The organism is Streptomyces typhae, assembly GCF_009755605.1.
GTDB classification, from domain to species: Bacteria; Actinomycetota; Actinomycetes; order Streptomycetales; family Streptomycetaceae; genus Streptomyces; species Streptomyces typhae.
Window position 1 is genome coordinate 172,376 of sequence record NZ_WPNZ01000011.1, and the last position, 26,504, is coordinate 198,879.

21 protein-coding genes and 1 pseudogene are annotated in these 26,504 nt (G+C 73.1%); 8 read left to right on the top strand and 14 right to left on the bottom strand.

Going from position 1 to position 26,504, the window contains the following annotated elements; genetic code table 11:
* Nucleotides 1-224: 224 nt before the first annotated feature.
* The 11 genes from GPA10_RS21150 to GPA10_RS21195 all read right to left on the bottom strand — a co-directional run bounded on the left by GPA10_RS21150 (nucleotide 225) and on the right by GPA10_RS21195 (nucleotide 12,875).
* On the bottom strand, nucleotides 225-1,241 hold the full coding sequence (locus GPA10_RS21150) for a sugar phosphate isomerase/epimerase family protein (protein ID WP_157166860.1): 1,017 nt from the start codon (nucleotides 1,239-1,241) through the stop codon (nucleotides 225-227).
* A 12-nt stretch (nucleotides 1,242-1,253) separates the two neighbouring features.
* Nucleotides 1,254-2,783: a Gfo/Idh/MocA family protein gene (locus GPA10_RS21155; protein WP_157166968.1), complete on the bottom strand. Its 1,530-nt coding sequence runs from the start codon at nucleotides 2,781-2,783 to the stop codon at nucleotides 1,254-1,256.
* Between the two features lie 225 nt (nucleotides 2,784-3,008).
* The gene (locus GPA10_RS21160) at nucleotides 3,009-4,055 is read right to left on the bottom strand and encodes a substrate-binding domain-containing protein (RefSeq protein WP_157166861.1); all 1,047 of its coding nucleotides are present in this window, start codon (nucleotides 4,053-4,055) and stop codon (nucleotides 3,009-3,011) included.
* 120 nt (nucleotides 4,056-4,175) lie between these two features.
* The gene (locus GPA10_RS21165) at nucleotides 4,176-5,195 is read right to left on the bottom strand and encodes an ABC transporter permease (protein WP_157166862.1); all 1,020 of its coding nucleotides are present in this window, start codon (nucleotides 5,193-5,195) and stop codon (nucleotides 4,176-4,178) included.
* A complete protein-coding gene (locus tag GPA10_RS21170) occupies nucleotides 5,192-6,895 on the bottom strand; it encodes a sugar ABC transporter ATP-binding protein (RefSeq protein ID WP_157166863.1) in 1,704 nt (567 codons plus the stop codon). The genes GPA10_RS21165 and GPA10_RS21170 overlap by 4 nt, the downstream gene beginning before the upstream one ends.
* Nucleotides 6,896-7,050: 155 nt before the next feature.
* Complete coding sequence (locus tag GPA10_RS21175) at nucleotides 7,051-8,232, bottom strand: ROK family transcriptional regulator (protein WP_157166864.1); 1,182 nt, start codon at nucleotides 8,230-8,232, stop codon at nucleotides 7,051-7,053.
* A 276-nt stretch (nucleotides 8,233-8,508) separates the two neighbouring features.
* On the bottom strand, nucleotides 8,509-9,186 hold the full coding sequence (locus tag GPA10_RS21180) for a GntR family transcriptional regulator (protein WP_058851337.1): 678 nt from the start codon (nucleotides 9,184-9,186) through the stop codon (nucleotides 8,509-8,511).
* Nucleotides 9,187-9,333: 147 nt separating this feature from the next.
* Nucleotides 9,334-10,281 carry a beta-ketoacyl-ACP synthase III gene (locus GPA10_RS21185; RefSeq protein WP_058851336.1) on the bottom strand — a complete coding sequence of 316 codons (948 nt, stop codon included), beginning with the start codon at nucleotides 10,279-10,281 and terminating at the stop codon, nucleotides 9,334-9,336.
* Nucleotides 10,282-10,403: 122 nt separating this feature from the next.
* Complete coding sequence (locus tag GPA10_RS41750) at nucleotides 10,404-10,553, bottom strand: MFS transporter small subunit (RefSeq protein ID WP_198351661.1); 150 nt, start codon at nucleotides 10,551-10,553, stop codon at nucleotides 10,404-10,406.
* Nucleotides 10,525-11,895: an OFA family MFS transporter gene (locus tag GPA10_RS21190; RefSeq protein ID WP_157166865.1), complete on the bottom strand. Its 1,371-nt coding sequence runs from the start codon at nucleotides 11,893-11,895 to the stop codon at nucleotides 10,525-10,527. The genes GPA10_RS41750 and GPA10_RS21190 overlap by 29 nt, the downstream gene beginning before the upstream one ends.
* Complete coding sequence (locus tag GPA10_RS21195) at nucleotides 11,892-12,875, bottom strand: LysR family transcriptional regulator (RefSeq protein WP_343041172.1); 984 nt, start codon at nucleotides 12,873-12,875, stop codon at nucleotides 11,892-11,894. The genes GPA10_RS21190 and GPA10_RS21195 overlap by 4 nt, the downstream gene beginning before the upstream one ends.
* A 227-nt stretch (nucleotides 12,876-13,102) precedes the next feature.
* Between GPA10_RS21195 and GPA10_RS21200 the strand changes: the two genes are divergently transcribed.
* From GPA10_RS21200 to GPA10_RS21220, 5 genes and pseudogenes are all read left to right on the top strand, one after another.
* Nucleotides 13,103-13,846, top strand: coding sequence for a TSUP family transporter (locus tag GPA10_RS21200; RefSeq protein WP_343041173.1), 744 nt, complete (start codon nucleotides 13,103-13,105; stop codon nucleotides 13,844-13,846).
* A 67-nt stretch (nucleotides 13,847-13,913) separates the two neighbouring features.
* A pseudogene (locus GPA10_RS21205) lies at nucleotides 13,914-14,060 on the top strand (2Fe-2S iron-sulfur cluster-binding protein); the annotation flags it as partial.
* A 5-nt stretch (nucleotides 14,061-14,065) separates the two neighbouring features.
* Nucleotides 14,066-14,932, top strand: a complete 867-nt coding sequence (fdhD, locus tag GPA10_RS21210) for a formate dehydrogenase accessory sulfurtransferase FdhD (protein WP_157166866.1) — start codon at nucleotides 14,066-14,068, stop codon at nucleotides 14,930-14,932.
* 223 nt (nucleotides 14,933-15,155) lie between these two features.
* Nucleotides 15,156-17,141, top strand: a complete 1,986-nt coding sequence (locus tag GPA10_RS21215; protein ID WP_157166867.1) for a sialidase family protein — start codon at nucleotides 15,156-15,158, stop codon at nucleotides 17,139-17,141.
* A gap of 76 nt (nucleotides 17,142-17,217) precedes the next feature.
* A complete protein-coding gene (locus GPA10_RS21220) occupies nucleotides 17,218-18,456 on the top strand; it encodes a glycoside hydrolase family 183 protein (RefSeq protein ID WP_343041193.1) in 1,239 nt (412 codons plus the stop codon).
* Here GPA10_RS21220 and GPA10_RS21225 read toward each other — a convergent pair.
* Nucleotides 18,392-19,468 carry a bile acid:sodium symporter family protein gene (locus GPA10_RS21225; protein ID WP_343041174.1) on the bottom strand — a complete coding sequence of 359 codons (1,077 nt, stop codon included), beginning with the start codon at nucleotides 19,466-19,468 and terminating at the stop codon, nucleotides 18,392-18,394. The two genes, GPA10_RS21220 and GPA10_RS21225, sit on opposite strands and share 65 nt — an antisense overlap.
* Nucleotides 19,469-19,616: 148 nt before the next feature.
* Between GPA10_RS21225 and GPA10_RS21230 the strand changes: the two genes are divergently transcribed.
* A complete protein-coding gene (locus GPA10_RS21230) occupies nucleotides 19,617-20,486 on the top strand; it encodes a LysR substrate-binding domain-containing protein (RefSeq protein WP_343041175.1) in 870 nt (289 codons plus the stop codon).
* Between the two features lie 99 nt (nucleotides 20,487-20,585).
* On the opposite strand, the gene GPA10_RS21235 is transcribed toward GPA10_RS21230, so the two are convergent.
* A complete protein-coding gene (locus GPA10_RS21235) occupies nucleotides 20,586-21,569 on the bottom strand; it encodes an Lrp/AsnC family transcriptional regulator (RefSeq protein ID WP_157166868.1) in 984 nt (327 codons plus the stop codon).
* Between the two features lie 119 nt (nucleotides 21,570-21,688).
* On the opposite strand from GPA10_RS21235, the gene GPA10_RS21240 reads away from it, so the two are divergent.
* Both GPA10_RS21240 and GPA10_RS21245 read left to right on the top strand, forming a co-directional pair.
* Complete coding sequence (locus GPA10_RS21240; protein WP_157166869.1) at nucleotides 21,689-23,194, top strand: MFS transporter; 1,506 nt, start codon at nucleotides 21,689-21,691, stop codon at nucleotides 23,192-23,194.
* 203 nt (nucleotides 23,195-23,397) lie between these two features.
* Nucleotides 23,398-25,221, top strand: coding sequence for an AMP-dependent synthetase/ligase (locus tag GPA10_RS21245; protein ID WP_157166870.1), 1,824 nt, complete (start codon nucleotides 23,398-23,400; stop codon nucleotides 25,219-25,221).
* A 164-nt stretch (nucleotides 25,222-25,385) separates the two neighbouring features.
* On the opposite strand, the gene GPA10_RS21250 is transcribed toward GPA10_RS21245, so the two are convergent.
* Nucleotides 25,386-26,501 (bottom strand): PQQ-dependent sugar dehydrogenase, encoded by a 1,116-nt coding sequence (locus GPA10_RS21250; protein ID WP_157166871.1) that lies wholly within the window; start codon nucleotides 26,499-26,501, stop codon nucleotides 25,386-25,388.
* Between the last annotated feature and the right edge of the window lie 3 nt (nucleotides 26,502-26,504).

A 26,504-nucleotide genomic window follows, 5' to 3' on the forward strand; every position in this document is an offset into this window, starting at 1 on the left:
GAGGTGCGTGGCTGGCGCCCGGGGTGCGCCGTCACCCCGGGAGGGGTCTATGTCCTGTACACATCAGGGACGGTAACCAGGTTTGTCCGTGGCCGAAAGACCTTGCACAACGCTTTAGTTGGACTTCTTCCCGCGGGTGGACAAACCTGGGTACGGCTGGGTCGCTGGCAGCGCGGGGGTGCCGCGGAGCACCACCCGTGTGCTCCGCGGCAGGCAGCGGTGGGCTACTCGCCGGGCTGTTTGTCGCCGCCGAACGCCGCGTCGAACGAGGCCGTCGGGGGCTCGAAGTCGTACGTCTTCAGGTGCCGCAGGGCCTCCGGCGCGCCCTGGAGGCGGTCCATCCCCGCGTCCTCCCACTCCACCGACACGGGGCCTTCGTAGCCGATGGAGCGCAGCACCCGGAACACGTCCTCCCAGGGGACGTCTCCGTGTCCCGCCGAGACGAAGTCCCAGCCGCGGCGCGGGTCGCCCCACGGCAGGTGGGAGCCCAGCCGCCCGTTGCGCCCGTCGAGGCGGCGCCGGGCCTCCTTGCAGTCGACGTGGTAGACGCGGTCCTTGAAGTCGAGCAGGAAGCCGACGGGGTCGAGGTCCTGCCACACGAAGTGGGAGGGGTCGAAGTTCAGGCCGAAGGCGGGCCGGTGCCCGACGGCTTGGAGGGCCTTGTGCGTGGTCCAGTAGTCGTAGGCGATCTCCGAGGGGTGCACTTCGTGCGCGAACCGGACGCCCTGCTCGTCGAAGACGTCGAGGATCGGGTTCCAGCGCTCGGCGAAGTCCTCGTAGCCACGCTCGATCATCGACTCCGGGGCGGGCGGGAACATCGCCACCAGGTGCCAGATCGACGATCCCGTGAAGCCGACGACGGTGTCCACGCCGAACCTCGCGGCGGCCCGCGCGGTGTCCGCCATCTCGGCGGCGGCGCGCCGGCGTACGCCTTCCGCGTCGCCGTCGCCCCAGATGCGGGCGGGCAGGATCGCCTGGTGGCGCTCGTCGATGATCGCGTCGCAGACCGCCTGGCCGACCAGGTGGTTGGAGATGGCCCAGCACTTCAGGCCGTACTTGTCGAGCAGCGCGTGCCGCCCGTCGACGTACGCGGGGTCGGCGAGGGCCTTGTCGACCTCGAAGTGGTCGCCCCAGCAGGCGAGTTCCAGGCCGTCGTAGCCGAAGTCGCGGGCCAGGGCGCAGACCTCCTCCAGGGGCAGGTCCGCCCACTGGCCGGTGAAGAGGGTGAACGAGCGGGGCATCGGGGGGCCTCCTCAGACCGCTGTGGTGCCGGCGTCGGGCGCGGCGTGGGCGGGGGTGCCGGTGGCCGGACCGGCGGGCGTACTGGCGGGCCTACCGGCGGACGGACCTGCCGACGGAACTGCCGACGCGCCGGTGGGCGGGCCGCCGGGCGCGGGCACGGATGTGGGCGCGGATGCGTCGCCGGACGCGGGCGCGGACGTCTCCACGGGCGTGTAGACGGCGTTCTCCGCGGCGCTCTTCTCCACCGCGGCGAGCACCCGCTGCACGGAGAGCCCGTCCGCGAAGGAGGGCTCGGGTGTGCTGCCCGTGGCGACGGCGTGGAGCAGGTCGCGGGCCTGGTGCACGAAGGTGTGCTCGTAGCCGAGTCCGTGGCCGGGCGGCCACCAGGCCTCCAGGTAGGGGTGGCCGGGTTCGGTGACGAGGATGCGGCGGAAGCCGGACGAGACGGCGGGTTCGGTGTGGTCGTGGAACGACAGCTCGTTCAGCCGCTCCAGGTCGAAGGCGAGGGAGCCGTCGGAGCCGTTGAGTTCGACGCGGAGGGCGTTCTTGCGGCCCGCCGCGAAACGGGTGGCCTCGAAGGTGGCGAGCGCCCCGGAGGGGAAGCGTGCCGTGAAGAGGGCCGCGTCGTCGACGGTGACCTGCCCGGTCCCGGCGCGTACGCGCCCCGCTCCGGCCCCGCCCGCCGCGGAGACCGCACCGGCGCCCGCGTCGAGGAGCGGGCGTTCCCGTACGAAGGTCTCCGTGAGCGCCGACACGCCCGCGATGCCCTCGCCCGTCAGGAACTGCGCGAGGTCCACGATGTGCGCGCCGAGGTCGCCGAGCGCCCCGGAGCCCGCGCGGTCCTTGCGCAGCCGCCACGTCAGCGGGAAGGAGGGGTCGACGAGCCAGTCCTGGAGGTAGCTGAGACGGACGTGCCGGAGCGTGCCGATGCGACCCTCGGCGACCATGCGGCGGGCGAGCGCGAGCGCGGGCACACGGCGGTAGTTGAAGCCGACCATCGCGACCTGGCCGCGGGCGGCGGCCCGTGCGGCGGCCGCGGCCATCGCCTCGGCCTCCGCCACGGTGTTGGCGAGCGGCTTCTCGCAGAGCACGTGCTTGCCCGCGTCGAGGGCGGCCACGGCGATCTCCGCGTGGCTGTCGCCGGGGGTGCAGATGTCGACGAGGTCGATGTCGTCCCGGGCGACGAGGGCCCGCCAGTCGGTCTCGGCGGAGGCCCAGCCGAGCCGGTCGGCGGCGGCGCGCACGGCGGCGCCGTCACGGCCGCACACCGCGGTGAGCCGCGCGTCGACCGGCAGCTCGAAGACGCGCCCCACGGTCCGCCAGCCCTGGGAGTGGGCGGCGCCCATGAACGCGTAGCCGACCATGCCCACGCCGACGGCCCGCCGCGCCGCGCGCCCCGCCCCGGCACCCTCGGGCCGCGGCCCGGCTCCGGCACCCGCCACGGACCCCGCCCCCGCCGGACGCGGCTCACCCCCCGGACCAGCGGCGACACGGCCCTCGGACCCGGCATCGGGGCCGCCAGCGGGACCGGGGACGCCCATGGCACCGGGACCGCCCGCGGAACCGGACCCGGCACCGGGCGTGCCCGCGGCACCGGCCCCGGGCTCGCCCCCGGGCCCCCCGGCCCAGGCCCCGGCACCGGCCCCGCCCTCGTGCTCCGTCTCACTCATGCGGTAACTCCTCCTCGTCGACACGTCGACTCAACTCGCTCGGCCCGGTGCGCCGGGCACGGAAGCGCTCCCGTGCCCTGTGCGCGGCGGACCGCGTCACTTGAAGCCGGTGGACATGTACTGATCGACGTTGTCCTTGTCGACGACGGCCGAGTAGAGCGTCAGGGACGCCGGGATCTCGAACTCGGCCATGCCGCTGACGCCCTTGCCCTGGCCGAGCGCGCGGGCAAGGTCGATCGCGGAGGCGGCCATCGTCGGCGGGTACAGGACGGTGGCCTTCAGGACGCCCCGGTCCTGCTTGATCTCCTGGAAGGCGGAGAGCGCCCCGGCGCCGCCGACCATCATGAAGTCGTCGCGGCCCGCCTGCTCGATGGCGCGCAGGGCACCCACGCCCTGGTCGTCGTCGTGGTTCCACAGGGCGTCGAAGCCCTTCTGGGCCTGGAGGAGCTGGGACATCTTGGACTGCCCGGACTCCACGGTGAACTCGGCGGCCTGCCGGGCGACCTTCTCGATGTTCGCGTAGTTCTTCAGGGCGTCGTCGAAGCCCTTCGTGCGCTGCTTGGTCAGTTCCAGGTTGTCGAGTCCGGCCAGCTCGACGACCTTCGCGTTCTTCTTGTCCTTCAGCTTCTCGCCGATGTAGCGCCCGGCGTTGAGGCCCATGCCGTAGTTGTCGCCGCCGATCCAGCAGCGGTAGGCCTGCGCGGAGGCGAAGATCCGGTCGAGGTTGACGACGGGGATGCCCGCCTTCATGGCCTTCAGGCCGACCTGGGTGAGCGCCTTGCCGTCGGCGGGCAGGATGACGAGGACGTCGACCTTCTTGTTGATGAGGGTCTCGACCTGGCCGATCTGCGCGGCGGTGTCGTTGGAGCCCTCGGTGGCCTCCAGGGTGACGTCCTGGTACTTCTTCGCCCGCGACTTCGCCTGGTCGTTGATGGCGTTGAGCCAGCCGTGGTCGGCCTGCGGGCCCGCGAAGCCGATGGTGACCCGCTTGCCGGGCTTGTCGTCGGCGACGGCCTGCTTGTTGTCGCCGGACGTGTCCCCCTCGTCCTTGGACTCGTTGCTGGTGCAGCCGGTCAGCACGGCTCCCGCGGACACGGCTGCCGCCCCGAAGAGCAGTCCTCTGCGGCTCGTGAACTCTGGCATGACATGGACCCCTTAGGTGATGGCCGTACGTACGCCTCAGGTGGTGTTGCTCGCGCCTCAGGTGGTGTCGCTCGCGCCTCAGGTGGTGTCGCTCGCGCCTCAGGTGGTGTCGCTCGCGCCTCAGGCGGTGGCCGTGCGCCGCTGGACCAGGACCGCGGCCACGATGATCGCGCCCTTGGCGATCTGCTGGACGGCGGTCTCCAGGTTGTTGAGCGCGAAGATGTTGGTGATCGTGGTGAAGATCAGGACGCCGAGCACGGAGCCGGTGATGGTGCCGCGTCCGCCGCTGAGCAGGGTGCCGCCGATGATCGCGGCGGCGATGGCGTCGAGTTCGTACAGATTGCCGTTGGTGTTCTGACCGGACCCGGACAGGATGATCAGCAGGAAGGCGGCGATGCCGCAGCACAGGCCGGAGAGCAGATACAGGTACAGCCGCTGTCGGCGGACGTCGATCCCGGCCAGGCGCGCGGCCTCCGCGTTGCCGCCGACGGCGACGGAACGCCGCCCGAACGTGGTGCGGTTGAGCAGCAGCCAGCCGACGACGGTGACGGCGGCGAGGACGAGGACGAGCGGCGGGATGCCGAGGACGTAGGAGTCGCGCTCGCCGAGCTTCAGGACGCCGTCCACGGTGACCATCTGCGTCTTGCCGTCGGTGATCTCCAGGGCGAGGCCGCGGCCCGAGGCGAGCATGGCGAGCGTCGCGATGAACGGCACCATGCCGCCGTACGCGATGAGCAGGCCGTTGACCAGGCCGCAGCCGAGTCCGACGACGACGGCGGTGAAGAGGATGCCCGCGAAGCCGTACTCCTGGGTGGCGACCGTCGTCGCCCACACGGAGGCGAGCGCGACGATCGCGCCGACCGACAGGTCGATGCCGCCGGAGATGATGACGAAGGTCATGCCGACGGTGACGACGCCGATGACGGACGCCTGGGTGAGGATCAGCTGGAGGTTGTCGGTGTCGAGGAACGCGTCGGGCTCGGTGACGCCGCCGATGACGACGAGGACGGCGAGGACGCCGAGCAGGGAGAGCGTCCGCACGTCGACCCGGGCGAGAAGCGAGCGCCACGGGCTCGGGGCGCCGTCGGCCGGCGGGCTCTTCTCGGTGACGGGCCGGGCGGGCGATGCGGGCTGCGTCATGACGCCGGGCCTCCTTCCGTGGTGGCGGGGCCGCGGGGGCCCTCGATGAGGTCGGGGCCGTCGGGACCGTCCTTGGCGGAGGCGAGGACGAGGTCGAGCACGCGGTGTTCGTCGAGGTCGCGGGCGGGCGCGGTGTGCACGACGCGTCCCTCGCGCAGGACGAGGACGCGGTCGGCGAGACCGAGGACCTCCGGCACCTCGCTGGACACGAGCAGCACGGCGAGGCCCTCGTCGGCGAGCCGCCGGATGACGGTGTACAGCTCGGCGCGGGCGCCGACGTCGACGCCGCGCGTCGGCTCGTCGAGGAGCAGGACGCGGCAGCCGCGCAGCAGCCAGCGGGCGAGGACGGCCTTCTGCTGGTTGCCGCCGGAGAGGGTGCGCACGGGCACGGCGGGGTTGTCGGGGCGCAGCGACAGCTCCCGGGTGGCCTCGCGGGCGGCCCGCAGCTCCTTGCCCCGGTCCACCCATCCCCCGTACGAGAAGCGGGACAGGGAGGACACCGACACGTTGCGGGTGACGGACTCCAGCATCAGCAGGGCCTGTGCCTTGCGCTCCTCGGGGGCGAGACCGATCCCGGCGCGGACGGCGGCGCGCACGCTGCCGGGGCGCAGCACCCTGCCGTCCAGGCTGACGCGGCCGCGCGTCGGCTTGCGGGCGCCGAAGATGGTCTCCAGGATCTCGGAGCGCCCGGAGCCGACGAGTCCGGCGAGGCCGACGATCTCACCGGGCCGCAGTTCGAGGTCCAGCGGCTCGAACTCGCCGTCTCTGGCGAGGCCTTGCACGGCGAGGACGGGCGGCACGGGCTGGACGGGCGGCGCCACGTCGGCCGGCCCCGCACCGGACAGCCCCGCACCGGACAGCCCGGCACCGGACGGCCCGGCACCGGACGGCCCGGCATCGGACGGCCCCGCACCGGAGGGTGTCGCCGCGGGTTCCGCCCGCTCGGGGAAGACGTACTCGACGTTGCGTCCCGTCATGAGCGCGATGACCTCGCGCGTCGGGGTGGAGTCGGCGGGGAGACCGACGGCGACGGCACGTCCGTCCTTGAGCACGGTGACGCGGTCGCCGATGCGCCGGATCTCCTCCAGGCGGTGGGAGATGTGGACGACGGCGACACCGTCGGCCGTCAGATCGGCGACGATACGGAAGAGGTTGTCGACCTCGTCCGGGTCGAGCGCGGCGGACGGCTCGTCCATCACGATGAGCCGCACCTCGTGGGAGAGCGCCCGCGCCATGGACACGATCTGCTGCTGGGCCGCGGAGAGGTCGCCGACGAGCCGCGCCGGGTCGATCTCCCCGTGCCCGAGCCGCTTCAGGAGCGCCCCGGTCGCCGTGCGCGCCGCGCGGCCGCGCACCATGAAGCCGGCCGTCGTGGGCTCGTGCCCGAGGAAGACGTTCTCGGCGACGGACAGTCCCTCCACCAGGTCGAGTTCCTGATAGATGGTGGCGATGCCGAGGCGCATGGCGGCGATCGGGGAGCGCAGCGTGACCTTGTCGCCGCGCCAGGCGATGGTGCCGCCGTCGGGCTGGTGGGCGCCGGCGAGGACCTTGATGAGCGTGGACTTGCCGGCGCCGTTCTGGCCGAGCAGGCAGTGCACCTCGCCGGCCTGGACGTGCAGGTCGACGCCGTCGAGCGCGCGGACGCCCGGGAACGACTTGGTGATGCCGGACATGGTGAGCAGGGGTGGTTCTGGTGCCATGACGGTTCCCTCGGGGGGTGCGGCCGGACAGGCTCTTTCCAGGACATGACCTTTGTTAAGGGCATGACAAAGCTGATCATGGTGCCGGGGCCTCTCCGTACGAGTACGGGTACGGGTACGAGTACGGGTACGAGTACGGATAGGGGTACGGGCTGCTAAGCCGGTGAGAACAGGTGGTCGCTGATGAGCCGGGCGCCGCCGATGACTCCGGCGGTGGGCCCCAGTTCGCCGAGGACGATGGGGAGGTTGCCGGTCGCGAGGGGCAGCGACTGGCGGTAGACCTGAGTGCGGATCGCGGCGAGCAGCGTGTGGCCGAGGCCGGTGACCCCGCCGCCGATCACCACGAGACCGGGGTTGAAGAAGCTGACGAGGCCCGCGATGACCTGGCCGGTGCGGTTGCCACCGGCGCGGATCAGGTCGAGCGCGACGGCGTCACCGGCGGCCGCCGCCCCGGCGACGTCGACGGCGGTGAGCCGTCCCGAGCCCTCGAAGCGGGTGGAGAGCTCCGGGGACCCCCCGTGCCGGGCGGCCTCCTCGGCGTCGCGGGCGAGCGCGGCACCGCTGAAGTACGCCTCCAGGCAGCCCTTGTTGCCGCAGGCGCAGGGGCGTCCTTCCGGTTCGACCTGGATGTGGCCGATGTCGCCGGCGCTGCCGGTCGTACCGCGGTACACGTCGCCGCCGACGACGATGCCGCAGCCGATGCCGGTGCCGATCTTGACGCAGAGGAAGTCGCCCACGGAGCGGGCCACGCCCGCGTGCTGCTCCCCCATCGCCATCAGGTTCACGTCGTTGTCGACCATGACCGGGCAGCCGAGGTCCTGGCTGAGCGCCTCCCGTACGGGAAAGCCGTCCCAGCCGGGCATGATCGGCGGCGCCACCGGGACACCCTCCGGGAAGCGGACGGGACCCGGTACGCCGATGCCGGCGCCGTCGAAGCCCTCCGCGAGGCCGGAGGCCCGCAGCTTGGCGGCCATGGCCAGGACCTGCTCGAAAACGGCCACGGGGCCCTCGCGCACGTCCATGGGCTGGTTGATGTGCCCGAGCACCTCCAGCTCGGCGTTGGTGACGGCGACGTCGATCGAGGTCGCGCCGATGTCCACGCCGAGGAAGCGGAGGGCCGGGGCCAGGCGGATGTTGTGGGAGCGGCGGCCGCCGCGGGACGCGGCGAGGCCGTCGGCGACCACGAGTCCGGTCTCCAGGAGGCGGTCCACCTCCACGGCCAGTTTGGACCGGGAGAGGTCGACCTGGTCGCCCAGTTGGGCACGGGAGTTGGGGCCTCCGTCGCGCAGCAGCCGCAGCAGTCGCGCCTGGTGCGCGTTGGCGGGTCGAGCAGTCATGCGTCTCACGCGCCCCTCCCCGCCTCTTCGGCCGAATCCCGTGTGTGTTCGCTGGGCTTTGGAGGGGAACGTAGCAGCGCGTGCCGGGACTGGGAAGAAGTTGAGCGCGAATTGCCCACCACTTTCTCCAGTCACAGGACAAAGGTGTGGAGGGCGGACCTTCGCGGGGCGCCCCAGGCCCGCCCCTTCACCGAAACCGGGGGCTCCGCCCCCGGCCCCCCGAAAGAATCGGCGCTTCGCGCCTCGTCCTCAAACGCCGGACGGGCTGAAACAGGGTCAGCCCTGCTCCCGTTCGTGGTACGTCTTCCGCGTGTGCTCCGTGTGCGCCCGCATGACCTCCGTCGCCCGCGCCCCGTCGCGGGCGACGATCGCGGCGATGAGGTCACGGTGTTCGATCCACGACTGGATGCCGCGCTGCCGGGCCACCGGCGTGTAGTACCACCGCACGCGCCGGTCGACCTGACCGGCCAGTTCGGCGAGGACGACGTTGCCGGCGAGTTCCATGACCTTGGCGTGGAACGCCGCGTTCGTGGCCACGACGAGGTCGACGTCGCCGTCGGCCACGGCCGACTCGCCCTTGGCGCACAGCTCTTCGAGGGCGGCGATCCCGGCCGTCCCCGCGTGCGCGGCGGCGAGGCGCGCGGCCTCGGCCTCCAGGAGGGTGCGGACCGTGAGCAACTGGTCCGCCTCCTCCTCCGTCGGCTCGTGCACGAACGCGCCCTGCGCGGGGCGCAGATCGACCCAGCCCTCGGTGTTGAGGCGTTGCAGCGCCTCACGGACCGGCTGCCGCGACACCCCGAGATGCCCGGCCAGCTCGCTCTCGACCAGGTGCTGGCCGGGGCGCAGCGCCCGGGTGGTGATGAGTTCGAGCAGCGCCTCGTAGACCCGTTCGCGCAGCGGCCCCGGCCGCTCCAGCTTGGGCACCGTGCCCAGCGGCAGTCCTGTGGACAACATCGCGGTCCCCCTCCTGGGCGACGACAGCTCCTGGACGGCGACAGCCAGAGGCGACGACAGCCGGAGTCGAATTGGCTTTTGTCTACAGTTTACCGAGCACCAAGGCCGGTGCCAGGGGGAGTTGACCATCCCGTCGGCGGTACCGCGTCACGGACAGCGCACGACCTGTCCCGCGTACGACAGATTGCCGCCGAAGCCGAAGAGCAGCACGGGGTCGCCCTTGCTGATCTCGCCCCGCTCCACCAGCTTGGACAGGGCGAGCGGCACCGAGGCGGCCGAGGTGTTGCCGGACTCGACGACATCGCGGGCGACGACGGCGTTCACGGCGCCGATGCGCTCCGCGAGCGGCTCGACGATGCGCAGGTTCGCCTGGTGCAGCACGACGGCGGCGAGGTCCGCGGGGACGAGCCCCGCCCGCTCGCAGGCGGCGCGGGCCAGCGGGGGCAGCTGGGTGGTGGCCCAGCGGTAGACGCTCTGCCCCTCCTGCGCGAACCGCGCGGGCTCCCCCTCGATGCGCACGGCGTGCCCCATCTCCGGTACGGAGCCCCACAGCACCGGGCTGATCCCGGCCTCCTCGCCGTCCCCGCACGGCTCCACGACCGCCGCGCCCGCGCCGTCGCCGACGAGCACGCAGGTGGAGCGGTCGGACCAGTCCACGACGGCGGACATCTTGTCCGCGCCGATCACCAGGGCCCGGCTCGCCGCCCCGGCCCGTACGGCGTGGTCGGCGGTGGCGAGCGCGTGTGTGAAGCCCGCGCACACGACGTTGACGTCCATCGCGGCGGGCGAGCCGAGGCCGAGGCGGGCGGCGACCCGGGCGGCCATGTTCGGCGAGCGGTCGACGGCCGTCGACGTGGCGACGACGACGAGGTCGACGGAGGCGGGCGCACGGCCGGCGGCGGCGAGCGCCTTGGCCGCCGCGTGCGCGGCCAGCTCGTCGACGGGCTCGTCGGGCCCCGCGAGGTGGCGGGTGCGGATGCCGACCCGGGAGCGGATCCACTCGTCGCTGGTGTCGACCATGTCCGCCAGGTCCTCGTTGGTGAGCACCTTGGCAGGCTGGTAGTGGCCGACGGCGGCGATGCGTGAGCCGGGCATGGACGTTCCCCTCGTGGTGCCGGACGTGCGTGACCGTCCAGTCTGCTCAGCGACTCACGGGTACGAGGTGACGTGAAGCGACAGTATTGGGGCGTCTGGTTTGGATGCTTCACCACATCGCGTCACCCGGTGAAGAGCTGTCTGGCCTTGTGTACGAGTTCGTAGAGGCCGTAGGCGAGGGGTGCTCCCACCCACAGCCAGGCCCCGACGATCAGCGGGCGGCGGCGCGGCGGGGCCGCCCGGTCACCGGGCCGGGGAGGCGGTGGCGTCATCGGCGGGCTCCTTACTGGCGCGGACGTGGTGGCGCGGGTGCACGGGGCGTATCAGCTCGTTGGCGACGAAGCCGACGACCAGCAGGCCGATCATGATGGACAGGGAGACCCCGTAGAGGCCGGGGCCGTGCTTGCCCGCGTCCTCCTGGCGGTCGGCCACCCAGTTGACGATCAGCGGGCCGAGGACGCCGGCGAGCGACCACGCGGTGAGCAGCCGCCCGTGGATCGCGCCGACCTGGTAGGTGCCGAACAGGTCCTTCAGATAGGCGGGGACCGTCGCGAAGCCACCGCCGTAGAAGGAGAGGAGGATCAGGGCGCAGACGACGAAGAGCGGTTTCGACTGGTCGCCGAACAGGGCGATCAGGAGATACATCAGGGCGCCCGCGCCCAGGTAGAGGCGGTACACGTTCTTCCGGCCGACGAGGTCGGACGCGGACGACCAGCCGATGCGGCCCGCCATGTTCGCGGCCGACAGGAGCGCGACGAAGCCCGCCGCGGCCGACGCCGAGACGGGGGTGGAGGTGTCCGCGAAGAAGTCGGTGATCATCGGCGCGGCCTTCTCCAGGATGCCGATGCCCGCGGTCACGTTCATGCACAGGACCACCCACAGGCACCAGAACTGGGGGGTGCGCACGGCCTGCCGGGCCGAGACCTGCGGGCCGGTGCCGGAGGCCGCCGGCACCCCTGGCCCGCCGGGTGCCTCGGCCGTCCCTTCCGCCCCCGCCCCCGGACCCGGACTTGGCCCCGGCACCCGCACGAGCACCACGCCGAGCGCCATGAACACCGCGTACGACAGGCCGTGCACCAGGAACGCGAGCGCGATGCCGGAGGAGTCCGCGCCGAACGTCTCCAGCATCCGCGCGGACCACGGCGAGGCGATCAGCGCGCCGCCCCCGAAGCCCATGATCGCGATGCCGGTGGCCATGCCGGGGCGGTCGGGGAACCACTTGATGAGGGTGGACACCGGGGAGATGTAGCCGATGCCGAGCCCGATGCCGCCGACGAACCCGTAGCCGAACACGATCAGCCAGTACTGGCGGGTCTCGGCGCCGAGCGCGGCGAGCAGGAAGCCGGAGGTGAAGCAGACGAGCGCGACGGACATCGCCCAGCGCGGACCGTTGCGCTCCACGAGGGTGCCGCCGAAAGCGGCGGACAGGCCGAGCATCACGATGCCGAGCTGGAACGGCAGCGCGCTCTGGGTGCCGCTGAGGTCGAGGGCGGATTCGAGGGGCGGCTTGAAGACGCTCCAGGCATAGGCCTGGCCGATCGAGAGATGCACCGACAGGGCGGCGGGGGGTACGAGCCATCGGCTCCAGCCGGGTGGCGCTACGGGGGGCCTCATGATCCCGAACGGTAGGAACGCCGGACGGCCGTTGGGAAGGGGTCGGACACGGCGGATTTGTCGACGGTATGCGATGTACGGGGTGCCGACGGCTGCGCCCCGGCCCGCCGCAGGTGCTCCGCGAGGGCCTCGACGGCCGGAGCCGGTGGTCCCTCCTTGGCGCCCCGGGCGAGCAGATGGCGGCGGCGCGCCCAGGGTTCCCGCAGCTCGCACACGTCGAGGGGGTGGTCCGGGTCGACGGCGCGGCGCGGTACGACGGCGAGCCCGACGCCTGCCGCGGCGAGGGCGACGAGGACGTTGAGGTCGGCCACGGTGGTGCGGTGGCGTGCGACGGGGGCGCCCGGGCCGAGGTGCTTCTCGATCCAGCGGCGCAGTGAGGAGCCGCTGTCGAGGCCGACGAGGGGGTGTTCGGCGACCTCGCTGTACGTCAGGCCGCTCCGCCCGGCGAGCGCGCCGCCCGCCTGCCCGATCACCACGAGCGAGTCGTCTCCGAGCACCTCCGTGACCAGGCCGCGGTCCCGCGCCTCGGCGTCGACCACGACGCCCAGGTCGGCCTCGGCGTCCGCGAGCAGCCGCAGCGTCCCCGGGGTGCGCCGCTCGGACACCGTGACGTCGACGTCGGGGTGCGCCCGCAGGAAGGTGACGAGGGCCTGCGGCACCAGGCGGTAGCGGGCGGAGCCGCCGCACAGCAGGGTCAGCGGGGCGGCGGGGGGCCGGGTGTAGCTCGCGACGGCGCTGTCGAGCCGCGCCGTCCGGTCGAGCACGTCGCGGGCGTGCCGCGCGAGCGTCGCCCCGGCCGGGGTGGGCCGCACGCCCCGTCTGCCGCGGATCAGGAGTTCCACACCGGCGTGGTGCTCCAGGGCGCGCACCCTGGCGCTGGCCGACGGCAGGCTCAGATGCATCCGGCGGGCGCCGCCCGTGATGGTCCCCTCGGCGACGATGCCGAGGAACAGGCGGAGATCGTCCAGGTCGTAGCGCACCGCAGCAGCCTAGGGCGCGACCTCGGGCCGGGCACACGCAGCAGCCCAAGGCGCGACCTCGGGCCGGACACACGCAGCAGCCCAAGGCGCGACCTCGGGCCGGACACACGCAGCAGCCCAAGGCGCGACCTCGGGCCGGACACACGCAGCAGCCCAAGGCGCCGCCTCAAGCCGGGTACACGGATCACGCATTGTGGGTGTACCCGGCACGGGCCGATGCTCGACAGATGTCCGACACGCTGTGGGTCCTCGTCACCGCGCTCGCCGGGGCCGCCGCGGGCGGCCTGAACGCCTTGGGCGGGGGCGGCACGTTCGTGGCGCTGCCCGCGCTGGTCGCGGCGGGGGTGCCGCCGGTGACGGCGAACGCGTCGTCGACCGTCGCGCTCGTCCCCGCCGCGGTGGCCGGGGCGTGGGTCCTCCGGCGTGAACTGGCCCCGGTGGGCGGGGCGTCGACGCGGGCGCTGACCGGGGTGAGCGTGCTCGGCGGCGGACTCGGGGCGGGGCTGCTCCTGGTCCTTCCCGCGGCCTCGTTCGACGCCGCGGTGCCGTGGCTCCTCGCGTTCGCGACGCTGCTTCTCGGCTGCGGGCGGCGCCTGTCCGACGCGCTGGGCAGGGCCCTGGGCCGCCCGGTGGGCATGGGGCCCCGGACCCTCCTCGCGGGGCAGTTCGCCCTCGCCCTGTACGGCGGATACTTCGGCGGAGCCGTAGGCATCATGATGCCGGCCGTGTGGGGCATCGGCCTCGGCCTCGACCCGGCGGCCGGACACCCGATGCGGATCGCGCAGGTCGCGGCGGTCTACGCGGGCGCGACCGCCCTGTACCTGCTCGCCTCGGACGCCCTGGACACGCCCGCTCTTTCGCCGCCCTGCTCACGGGCGCGATGGCCGGCGGCTACGCGGGCGCCCACCTGGCACGCCGCCTCCCCGCCCGGGTGCTGCGCGCCGTCGTCCTGTCCACCGCCGCGACCATGACCGCCCTCTACTTCGTACGAGGTTGAGCACGCCGCCGCACGAGGTTGCGCGGGCCACCGGCCGGCCGTACCACGGAGTCGGCCGCAACCTCACCCCGCACGTGCAGGACAATGGACCCGTCGAGGTCACCTCGGAGCACGACGACCCGGTGACCCACGGCGACCTCCGCATCAAGGGCCGCTTCGGCCATCGGTACGTACAGAACCGGGACTGATCGACATGGGACGAGTCACGGAGCGCCGCCGCGTCATCCGCATCCGCGACGGCGCGGTCAGCGAGCGCGCCGACACGCTCGTGGCCGAGGAACCGCTGGAGATCCGGCTCGACGGCAAGCCGCTGGCGATCACCATGCGCACCCCCGGTGACGACTTCGCCCTGGCCGCCGGATTCCTCGTCAGCGAGGGCGTCCTCGGCTCGGCCGACGAGCTGCGGAACATCGTGTACTGCGCGGGCGCGACCGCGGACGGCACGAACACGTACAACGTGGTGGACGTGAGCACCGCTCCCGGTGTCGTCGTCCCGGACATCACATTGGAGCGCAACGTCTACACGACGTCGTCCTGCGGGCTGTGCGGCAAGGCCAGCCTGGACGCGGTCCGCACCACCGCGCGCCGGCCCATCGACGACGACCCCGGCGGCACCGGCGCTCCCCCGGTCCGGCTGACGCCCGAGCTGCTCGCCCGCCTCCCCGACCGGCTGCGCGCGTCCCAGCGGGTCTTCGACCGGACCGGCGGGCTGCACGCGGCGGCCCTGTTCACCGAGGACGGCGACCTGATCGACGTCCGTGAGGACGTGGGCCGCCACAACGCCGTCGACAAGATCGTGGGGCGGGCGCTCCAGGAGGGGCGGCTGCCGCTGGCCCGCACGGTCCTGATGGTGTCCGGGCGCGCCTCCTTCGAGCTGGCGCAGAAGGCCGTGATGGCGGGCGTCCCGGTGCTCGCCGCGGTCTCCGCGCCCTCGTCCCTCGCCGTCGACCTCGCCGCCGAGACCGGTCTGACCCTGATCGGGTTCCTGCGCGGCTCCTCCATGAACGTGTACGCGGGCGAGCACCGCGTGGCCCTGCGGACCGCGGTTGCGCGGGCCTGACGCCCTGGTGGACACGGCCGCGGCACACCGGGCAAGCGCGTCGCGCGTCAACGCCGGAAAAATCGTACTTATCCCGTAATCTGGGCACGTCCGCGCCCGGCCCCGGCCGGGATTCCGTTACGCGCACGCTTCTTGTGTTGCTCCAAGGCCCCCAAGTAGCTTCGGTGACGCGCACGTTGGACGTGGGATGTCCGAATGTCCGGTCGACATGAAGGGCCGCACGATGCCATCGAGACTCCGTGTACGCCTCAGATCGCCGTACCCCTCCCGGCCGCGGCCCGCCGCGCGCCGGTCACGCACCGCGCTCCGGTCACGTACCGCTCCCCGGCCGCGCTCCCTCGCCGCCCTGACCGCCGCCGCTCTCGCCGCCCTGGCCCTGCCACCGGCGCTCGGCTCCACGGCGCGGGCCGCGAACGAGGCGCCGAGGGCTCCGTTCGACCAGCAGATCCTGTTCAAGGCTTCCCAGGATCCCGGCTACGCGTGCTTCCGGATACCAGCGATCGTGAAGACGGTGAAGGGAACGCTGCTCGCCTTCGCCGAAGGACGCGTCAACGACTGCAGCGACGCCGGTGACATCGACCTCGTCCTCAAGCGCAGCGAGGACGGCGGCCGCACCTGGAGCCCGATGCGGGTCATCAACGAGGGCGGCGGCGACACGCACGGCAACCCCGCGCCCGTCGTCGACCGCAGGACGGGCCGCATCCTGCTCGCGGAGACCTACAACCCGGGCCGCACCGACGGCAAGAACTGCGAGGTGCCGTGCGAACGCACACCCCACCTCCAGTACAGCGACAACGACGGCGAGACCTGGTCGACGCCGCGGGACCTGAGTGACGAGATCCTGCCGAAGAGCTGGAACTCCTGGTACGCGACCGGACCCGTGCACGGCATCCAGCTCACCAAGGGCCGGCACAAGGGCCGCCTGGTCGTCACGGTCAACGCCGAGACGTGGAACGGCAGCCGCGTCACCGAGAACCACGCGGCGCTCGCCCTCAGCGACGACGGCGGCGACACCTGGCGGATCGGCGCGACGGACACGTACCCGATCTCCGAGCGCGACGCCACGTTCCGGCAGAAGCCCTCGGAGATGACGCTGACCGAGCGTCAGGACGGCTCGGTCTATGTGAGTGGACGCGAGCAGGACGGCACCGACCTCGGCCACCGCGACCACGCGGTGAGCCGCGACGGCGGCGAGAGCTTCACCAGCCCGTTCTCGGCCGCCCCCGACCTGTACACACCCCAGGTGCAGGGCTCGACGCTGCGGTGGGGCAACCGGCTCCTGCTCGCCTGCCCCGGCGACCCCGACCGCCGCCGGACGATGATGATCCGCTCCTCCTACGACGGGGGCCGCACCTGGGACAGCGTGGACCGCGGCACCGTCGTCACCACCGACTGGTCCGGCTACTCCGACCTGGTGGCCGTCGACGACGACCGGGCGGGCCTGCTGTACGAGGGCGGCGCCGTCGACGCCCGCGACGAGATCCGGTTCGCGCGGTTCACGGAGGACTGGCTGAAGCCGCGCCGCGGCCCCGACCCGCGCACCGACGACCGGGCGCGCGGCGCGCGGGACGCGGCGGTGCTCGGCGGCGCCACCACCACGGACGGCGTGTTCGGCGGCCGGGCGATGGCCTTCGACGGCGAGGACGACGCGGTGCGGCTGCCCTACAGCTCCCGCCTTCCGCTCGGCACGAAGGACTTCACCGCCTCGCTGTGGTTCCGCTACTCGGCACGGGACGGCGAGCAGCCGCTGCTGTGGATGGGCGGCGTCGGCACCAGCCAGCCGCAGGTGTGGCTGCGCGCCGAACCGGCCAACGGCCGCGTCCGGGGCCTGATCACCACCCGCGACGGCGGGAGCCCGCCGCGCACGGTGTCGCTCGACACCACCGGGGCCCACAACGACGGCCGGTGGCACCACCTCGCGCTGCGCCGCGGCGACGGCAGGCTCACGCTGTTCCTCGACGGCACCCCGCTGTCGCGGGACGACGTCCCGGGCAGCGTCAGCCGCAACTCCCCGTTCGGCGTGCACGTCGGGCAGCGCATGGACAGCAGGGCCCATTTCGACGGCGCCATCGACGACGTCGCGGTGTTCGGGCGGGCCCTGTCGGACGGCGAGGTGGAGCGGCTCGGCTCCGACGACGGGCCGTCCTCCGCTGTGAAGTGGGACACCGTCACCTGGCTCCCCATGGACCGGGTGCGCGCGGGGAACTAGCGTCCCGGGCGTGTCCGCAGCCACACAGCCTTACGCCGAGCCGTCCACATCGGGCGGCCCGCCGGGCGGCCGGGGCGTGCGCCGGACGGTAATCGTCCTGCTGCTCGCCCTGGCCTGCGCGGCCGTGTTCCTGACCGCTCTCCCCGACGGCGACGACGAGGAGAGCGGTCCGGCGTGCGCGGCGACCACCGTGCGGAGCGCGACCGCGGACGCGCGCCTCACCGGCGCGTTCGGCTCGTACGGCGACGACGGCGCCCGCACCGACGACTGGACGGGCGGCGACGGGACGCACTCGGTGCGGCTGCCCGGCGGACGGGTCCTGTGGCTGTTCTCCGACACCTTCCTCGGCCGGGTGAACCCCCCGCCCAACCCGCAGGGCCAGCCGCACGCCTGGCGGGACGGCAGCGCCCCGATGGTGCGCAACTCCGGCGTCGTGATGGACCGTTCGGGCTCCCTGGAACGCACACTGCGCACTCCCCTGTTCGCCGACCCGGCGCCGGGGCAGTGGCGCTGGCCGGTCGCCGCGAAGGTCGAGCCGCGGCTCCCGGGCGGTGACGAGGACGTGCTGCGGGTGCTCCTGTGGACCCGGGCCACCGGCACCGGACCGTGGATCTACGGCGTGCCCGCCGCCACCGAGGTCGCCACGCTCTCGCTGCCCGACCTGCGCGTCGAGGGCATCACGCAGATCTCGGACCAGCGCGGCGTCCCCGACCCCGCGCGGCGCGTCCTCTACGGCACGACGACCGTCGACGAGGGCGAGTGGACCTATGTCTTCGGCGGCACCGACGCCCAGGCGAACGCCCGCCCCACCTCGCACGCCTACGTCGCCCGCGTCCCGCGCGGGGGCCTCGCCGACCCCGCCGCCTGGGAGTACTGGAACGGCTCCGGGTTCTCCCGTACGGGCGAGCCGCGCCCGGTGCTCGGCAACGGCGACCGCAAGGGCGTGGGCAGCGCCTTCACCGTGGTCCGCACCGGCGGCACCTACGTCCTGCTCACCATGGCCGCGGGCGCCGAGGGCCTGGCGCAGGTCACGTCCTACTGGTCCTGCTCCCCCACCGGGCCCTGGCACGGGCCCGCCAGGGCGTTCGCGCCGCCGCTGCCGAAGGACACCGCGGACGGCCCCTCGGGCACGGCCGCCGCGGCCCCCTACAACCCGCAGGCGCACCCGGCCGTCAGCGGCCCGGGGTGTCTGGTGGTGTCGTACGACGTCAACTGGCTCGACCCGACGGCCACGAACGCGCAGGCGCACATCAACCGGAACGTCGAGCTGTACCGGCCGCGGTTCGTGTCGCTGCGGTTCGCACGGGAGGGCTGAGCGGCGGGTCGGTTGCGAGCACTTCCGACTCCGGGGAAGGCGCCGCGGGCTCCCGGGAGCGGCGCTTGGCGATGACGGCGCAGACCATCAGCTGCATCTGGTGGAACAGCATCAGGGGCAGCACGGCGAGCGAGGCCCCGGCCCCGAACAGGACGCTGGCCATGGGCAGTCCCGCCGCGAGGGACTTCTTCGACCCCGCGAACTGGATGGCCACCCGGTCCGCGCGCCCGAACCCGAGCCACTTCGCCCCGTACCAGGTCAGCGTGAGCATCACGGTGAGAAGCACCGCCTCGACGCCGAGCAGCGCGCCGAGCCGCGCCGGGCTGACCTGGTGCCAGATGCCCTGCACCATGCCCTGGCTGAACGCGGTGTAGACGACGAGCAGGATCGAGCCCCGGTCGACGAGGCCCAGCACCTTCTTGTGGCGGGTGAGGAAGGAGCCCACCCAGCGGCGCAGGAACTGCCCGGCGAGGAACGGCACGAGCAGTTGCAGCACGATCTTCAGGAGCGAGTCCGCGGAGAACCCGCCCGCGCTGTGGCCGAGCAGTCCGGCCGCGAGCAGCGGGGTGAGCACGATCCCTGCCAGCGACGAGAAGGAGCCCGCGCAGATCGCCGCCGGGACGTTGCCGCGCGCCAGGGAGGTGAACGCGATCGACGACTGGATCGTCGAGGGCACCAGGGTCAGGAAGAGCAGGCCGCTGTAGAGCTCCGGCGTCAGGAGGGTGGTCTCCAGGCCCCTGGCCGCGAGTCCGAGCAGCGGGAAGAGCGTGAACGTGCAGAGCAGCACGGCGAGGTGGAGCCGCCAGTGCCGCAGTCCTTCGAGCGCCTCGCCGGTGGAGAGCCGCGCCCCGTAGAGGAAGAACAGGAACGCGACCGCCGCGGTCGAGGCTCCGGACGCCACATCCGCGGCCGTGTCCCTGGCGGGCAGGAGCGCGGCGAGACCCACGGTGCCGAGCAGCGCCGCGATGTACGGGTCGATCGGCATCCAGGACGGCCAGGACGGGCGTTTCACAGGGCTCCATACGCTCGGGGGCGGGTTGTTCGGGGACTTCCGGGACTGGAGGCGGTACGTGCCCTCTCCATGCTCCTCCCTTCCGGAGCGATCGGGAATCCCGTACACCGCTCTGACTGTCATCACGCAGCGCGATAACGTGGGGGGTGTGTACGACCCCGGTCAGCTCCGCACCTTCCTCGCGGTGGCCCAGACGCTGAGTTTCACGCAGGCCGCGCGGCGCCTCGGGCTGCGCCAGTCGACGGTGAGCCAGCACGTGCGCCGTCTGGAGGACGCGACGGGCCGGCCGCTGTTCGCCCGCGACACGCACCGGGTGGAGCTGACGGAGGCGGGCGAGGCGATGCTCGGATTCGCCCGCCGCATCCTGGAGGTGCACGAGCAGGCGGCGAGGTACTTCACCGGGGCGCGGCCCGGCGGACGGCTGCGCTTCGGTGCCTCCGAGGACTTCGTCCTCACCCGGCTGACCGACATCCTGGAGTCCTTCCGCCGCGGCCACCCCGAGGTGGACCTGGAGCTGACCGTCGAACTCTCCGGCACGCTGCACGAGCGCCTGGACGCGGGCAAGCTCGACCTGGTCCTCGCCAAGCGGCGCCCGAAGGACCCGCGCGGCGAACTGGTGTGGCGCGACGACCTGGTGTGGATCGGCGCGCCCCGGCTGCGCCTCGACCCGGCCCTGCCGGTGCCCCTGATCGTGTACCCGCCGCCGGGCATCACCCGCGCGGTGGCCATGGAGGCCCTGGACCGCGACGGCCGCCCCTGGCGTGTCGCCTGCACCAGCGGCAGCCTGAGCGGGCTGGTGGCCGCGGCCCGCGCGGGACTCGGCGTGATGGCGCACTCGCGGGGCCTCGTACCGCCGGGTCTTGCGCGGCTCCCCGACCGGGCGGGGCTGCCCGAGCTCGGCTCGGTGGACTTCGTGCTGCGGCACGGCGACCGGGACACGGCGGCGCGGGGCGCGTCCGACGCCCTCGCGGCGGCGATCCTCACCGGCGGGGATCGCTTGCAGCGCGGCCGGGGGTGAGCGGTTCCGCGCGCTCCAGGTGCCGTCTGCGGGCGCTTCGTGGCTGGGCGCGCAGTTCCCCGCGCCCCTTCGGGGCCCGGCCGCACCGCGGCCATCGAGTCAGCGCTGCGGCCGGTACGTCAACTGCTTCACCCGGCGCAGGAACGGCGCAGTCTCCACGTGCTGGACCCCGTCGAGGCGCCCGAGGTCCCCGCTGATGTAGGCGTACAGGCCCGCCGTGTCCGCGGCGACGGCCGTCGCGACGAGGTTCGAAGGGCCCGCGGTGGCCGCGGCGTAGGCGATCTCGAAGTGCTCGGCGAGCGCCTGCCCCACGGAGTGCAGCGCGCCCGGCGCGGCCGTGATCCACAGAACGGCGGCGCTGCGGTATCCGAGCATCTCCGGGGTGTACTCGATGTCGACGAAGACCGCTCCCGAGGCGAGGAGCGCCCCGAGGCGCCGCTTCACGGCGGACTCGGACAGGCCGGTGGCGCGCTGGAGCTGCGGATAGGTGGCACGGCCGTCCGCTTCGAGCGCGGCCACCAAGGGCTCGTCCCGGGGTGTGATCCGGGCCGGTCCCGCGCCGGGCCGCGGGGTGTCCGGGGTCAGGGCCGCGCGCTGCTCCGCGGTCAGCGGGGCCAGCTTGCCGAGCCAGCCGCGGGGCCCGCCGAAGAAGGTGTGCAGGAGCTGGTGGGCGCGGATCTCGACGATGCTCGGCGTCCGCGGCAACTTGCCGAGCAGCAGGTCCTCGTGGTCGCCGGGGGTGCGGGGCCGGGTCAGGCAGACCACTTCGGTGCCACCGGACGTCAGGCCCACCCAGAAGGTGTCCGGGCGGCGGGCGAGCGCGTTCGCGATGGTCGTGGCGGAGTCGGGCGCGCAGCGCAGCCGCAGCATCCAGTGGTCGCGGCCGAGGCGCTCGGCGTTGCGCAGACCCACCACGCGCAGGCCGCCCTCGGCGGTGAGCCGCCGGTAGCGGCGGGCGATCGTCTGGTCGGAGACACCGAGCACCGCGCCGATCCTGCTGAAGGAGGCGCGCCCGTCGGTCTCCAGGGCCTGGAGCAGCTTCAGATCCAGGTCGTCCACCGGGCCCGGGGTGTGGCTTTCCATCGCCTGCCGCCCTTCTGATGTCGGATTCGGACGGTACCCGCCCGCCGGCCACCGCGATCGTCCGCCCCCGACGGATCGTACGGCGTCGAACGGAACCGAGAGGAAAGAGGGGAACGATCATGCGCACATGGGGGCCGCTGACCGCGGTGTGCCTGGGCACTTTCATGCTGCTGCTGGACGTGACGATCGTGGTGGTGGCGCTGCCCGACATGGCGCGGGCCCTGGACGCGTCGCTGAGCGATCTGCAGTGGGTCATCGACGGCTACGCCCTGGCGCTCGCCGCGCTGCTGCTCGGCGTCGGCGCCGCCGCCGACGTCATCGGGCGGCGCCGGACACAGGTGGCGGGCACGGTGGTGTTCGCGCTCGCGTCGCTCGGCTGCGGGCTCGCGTCGAACGCGGAGGTCCTGGTGGCGGCGCGCGCCGTCCAGGGGCTCGGCGCCGCCGCGATGTTCGCGACGACGCTGCCGCTGCTCGGCGCCGCCTACCAGGGGCGGCAGCGCTCGCTGGCGCTCGGCGTGTGGGGCGCGGTCAGCGGCGGCGCGGCGGCCCTCGGCCCGGTCGTCGGCGGGCTGCTCACGGCGGGGCCCGGCTGGCGGTGGATCTTCTTCGTGAACCTGCCGGTGAGTGTGGCCGCGGTGTGGCTGACGCTGCGGGTGATACCGGAGCCCGCGCGGGCCGAGGGGTCGTCGGCGCGGCGCGTGGACTGGGCGGGCACCACGACGTTCGCGCTGTTCGCGGGGGCGCTGACGTATGCCGGGGTGCGGGCGTCGACCGTGGGGTGGACCTCGGCGCGCACCGGGGTGACGCTCGCGGTGGCGGCGCTCGCGCTGATCGCCTTCGTGGTCGTCGAACGGCGTGCCGCGCATCCGCTCATCGATCTGCGGCTGCTGCGCAAGCCCGCGTTCACGGGCATCCTGCTCGGCGCGATCGGGTACAACGCGGCGGCGTTCGGTGTGATCCCGTACTTCTCGATCTGGCTCCAGACGGTGCTCGGGATGAGCCCGGTGCGCGGCAGCCTGGTGCTCCTGCCGCTCGCGGCGACGGCGTTCGTGGTGGCGGCGGTCGGCGGGCGGCTGCTGCACGGGGCTTCCCCGCGGTACGTGATCGGTGGCGGGCTGCTCCTGATCGGCGCGGGCTGCCTGGCGACGGCGGTCCTCGACGCCGGGTCGTCGTGGCCCGCCCTGGTGCCCGGCCTGACGCTCGCGGGCATCGGTACGGGCCTGGTCTCGCCGGGGCTCGCGGGGGCGGCGCTCGCCGCGGTGCCGCAGGAGAACGCGGGCATGGCGGGCGGCGCGGTGAACACCTTCCGGCAGCTCGGGTACGCGCTCGGCGTGGCCGGGTTCGGCACGGTCCTGACTTCGCGGATGCAGGACGCCCTCGGCCACGACGCGGCGCACACGGCGGCCGGGGGCGGGGCCGCCGCACTGCACTCCACGGTGTCCGGGCACGACGTGCGGGAGGCGTTCGCGGCAGGCCTCAACGGGGCCTCCCTCACGGCCGGTGCGGTGGGGCTCGCGGCGGGCCTCGCGGTCCTTCTGATGGTCCGGACCAAATCGGCACCCGTCGCAGGTCAGACACCCTCGGCGCCCGCCGTGCGGACCCCGGGGAAGCAACCCCAGGGGTAACTGCCGCGTACAGATTCGGTGGAGATTACGGCACCGAAACTTACTCATCCGTCAGTAATGTGTCCCGCCCTTACCCTTGTGGCCGCATTTGGACCGCTGACCTGTGACGATCGTCCCTGTTGGGGCGCTTCCCACCCCCTCCCGGACCGGAACGGGGTGGGGTACCGTCACCGGCGCTGTGCGGAGCGCCACAAGGAGCACCATTGCGCGAGTTCACGAACCCTCCCATGGCGTCGGCGCCACGGGTGGGCGGTCTTGCCGACGTCGTGTTCGACCATGCCGCCGAGGACCCGGCCCGCGTCGTCCTCGGCCGCAAGCACGACGGCGTCTGGCAGGACATGACCTCCGCCGGGTTCCGCGACGATGTCCTGGCGCTCGCCAAGGGGCTGCTCGCCCAGGGCGTCCGGTTCGGCGACCGCGTCGCCATCATGTGCCGCACCCGCTACGAGTGGACGCTGTTCGACTTCGCCCTGTGGACCGTGGGGGCGCAGGTCGTACCCGTGTATCCGACGTCGTCTGCGGACCAGGTCCTGTGGATGCTGCACGACGCGCAGGTGACGGCGGCGATGGTCGAGCACGAGGACCACGCGATGACGATCGGCTCGGTCGTCGACCGGCTTCCGCACCTGCGCCGCCTCTGGCAGCTCGACGGCGACGCGGTGGGCGAACTCGTCGAGGCCGGGCGCGACCTGGACGACGAGGTGGTGCACCGGCACCGCCGCGCGGTGACGCCGGACTCCGTCGCCACCGTCATCTACACCTCGGGCACCACGGGGCGCCCCAAGGGCTGTGTGCTCAGCCACGCGAACTTCATGTTCGAGGTGGACACGCTCGTCGAGCGCTGGGAGCCGGTGTTCCGCGGCCGGCGCGGCGACGAGCCCTCGACCCTGCTGTTCCTGCCGCTCGCGCACGTCTTCGGCCGGATGGTGCAGATCGCGGCGGTGCGGGCCCGGGTGAAGTTCGGCCATCAGCCGAGCCTCAACGCCGCCGCGCTGATCCCCGACCTGGCGGCGTTCCGGCCGACGTTCGTGCTCGCCGTGCCGTACATCTTCGAGAAGGTCTTCAACGCGGCCCGCCGCAAGGCCGAACGGGACGGCAGGACGGGCCCCTTCGACAAGGCCGTGGAGGCGGCGGTGCGCTACGCCGACGCCATGGAGGCCAAGGCCTTCGGCACCGGCCCGGGGCCCTCCACGGCCCTGCGCATGCAGCACCAGGTCTTCGACAAGCTCGTGTACGCGAAGGTCCGCGAGGCCATGGGCGGCCGGGTGCGGCACGCGATGTCCGGGGGCTCCGCCATGGACCGCAGGCTCGGCCTGTTCTTCGCGGGCGCGGGCGTGACGATCTTCGAGGGGTACGGTCTGACGGAGTCCTCGGCCGCCGCGACCGCCAATCCGCCCGAGCGCACCCGCTACGGCACCGTGGGCCAGGCCATCCCCGGCACCACCGTGCACATCGCCGAGGACGGCGAGGTGTGGCTGCGCGGCGGCCATGTCTTCCAGGGCTACCTCAACGACACCAAGGCGACCGACGCCACGCTGCGGGACGGCTGGCTCGCCACCGGCGACCTGGGCTCACTGGACGAGGACGGCTATCTCACCATCACCGGGCGCAAGAAGGAGATCCTGGTGACCTCCGGCGGCAAGAGCGTCTCGCCGGTGCGGCTGGAGGAGCGGGTGCGGGACCATCCGCTGGTCGCGCAGTGCATCGTCGTCGGCAACGACCGGCCCTACGTGGCCGCGCTCGTCACTTTGGACGCGGAGGCCGTCGAACACTGGCTCGCCATGCGCAACAAGCCGTCGATGCCCGCACGCGACCTCGTCCACGACCCCGACCTGGAGACCGAGGTGCGACGGGCCGTGGTGGCCGCGAACACCCTGGTCTCCCAGGCCGAGTCGATCCGCACCTTCCGGATACTGGCCCACCAGTTCACCGAGGAGCACGGCCTGCTCACGCCGTCCCTGAAGCTGAAGCGGAAGGCCATCGAGCAGGCCTACGCGGCCGAGGTGGACGCGCTGTACAGCGGCTGACGCGCACGGCGGCAGCGGCTGTGAAGGCTGCGGCCCACGGCGGCAGCGGCAGCGGCTGAGGAGTGGGGCGACCGGGGTACGCGCCGCCACGCGCGCGTGCGACGCGTACCCCGGCACCACCGCCGGGCCGCCCCAACGGCCCGGTGGGTGGCTCACCCCGGCGGCTACCCGATGGTGGCGCGGAGGATCTTGTCCACGCCGTCCGGCTGCCCGCCCATGTTGTCGGCGTTGGTGGTCGACAGCCACAGCGCGGTGGCGCCGGGCACCGCGGTCACGGCGCGCAGCCTGCCGTACTGCCCGACGTAGAAGGCCTTGGGCGTGCCGACGTTCTCGTTGTCGGCGTTGATCGGGACGCGCCACAGGCGCTGCCCCCTGAGCGCCGCCATGTAGACGGCACCGTCCACCACGGCCACCCCGCTCGGGGAGGCCTGCGTCACGGCCCAGGTGGTCTTGGGGTTGGTCATCCCCGCGACATTGCAGGTGCCCTCGCAGGTGGGCCAGCCGTAGTTCCTGCCGGGCTTGATCAGGTTCAGCTCGTCCCGGGAGGCGTCGCCCAGCTCGGCCTCCCACAGCCGGCCCTGCGGGTCGAAGGCGATGCCTTGGGGGTTGCGGTGGCCGAGGCTGTACACGTGGTTGCCGAAGGGGTTGCCGGGGGCGGGCTTCCCGTCCTTCGTCATGCGCAGGATCTTGCCGTTCAGGGAGTTCCTGTCCTGCGCGAGGGGGCGGTCCTGGGCATCGCCGGTGGTGGCGTAGAGGTGCCCGTCGGGGCCGAAGGCGAGCCGGCCGCCGTTGTGGTACCTGGCCTTCTTGATGCCCTTGAGCAGGACCGTGTACTCGCCGAGGGTCGAACCGTCGTACGTCATGCGCGCGATGCGGTTGCCCTCGGCCGCGGTGTGCATGACGTACACATGGTGGTTGTCGGCCCACTGGGGGTCGACGGCGATGCCCATCAGGCCGCCTTCGCCGCCCGTGGTCTGGGCCTCGGGCACCTTGCCGACCTGCTTCTTCCCCGAGCCGTCGGCGGCGAGCGACCACACCCCGAACCCGTCGCGCTCGGTGATGAGGGCGGACTTGCCGTCGGGCAGCCAGGCGGTGCCCCAGGGTATGGTCCAGCCGGTCGACAGGGTCGTGACGCCGGTGGGTTCACCGGCCGGGGCGGGCGGGGCCGCCGCCGCGCCGCCGGCCGCCGGGACGTGCACCAGGAGTCCCGCCGCCAGTGCGGCGACCGCGGCCGGAACCGTCCTTCGGGTCGTGCGCGTGCTTCTCGTGGAGCCGTGCATGAG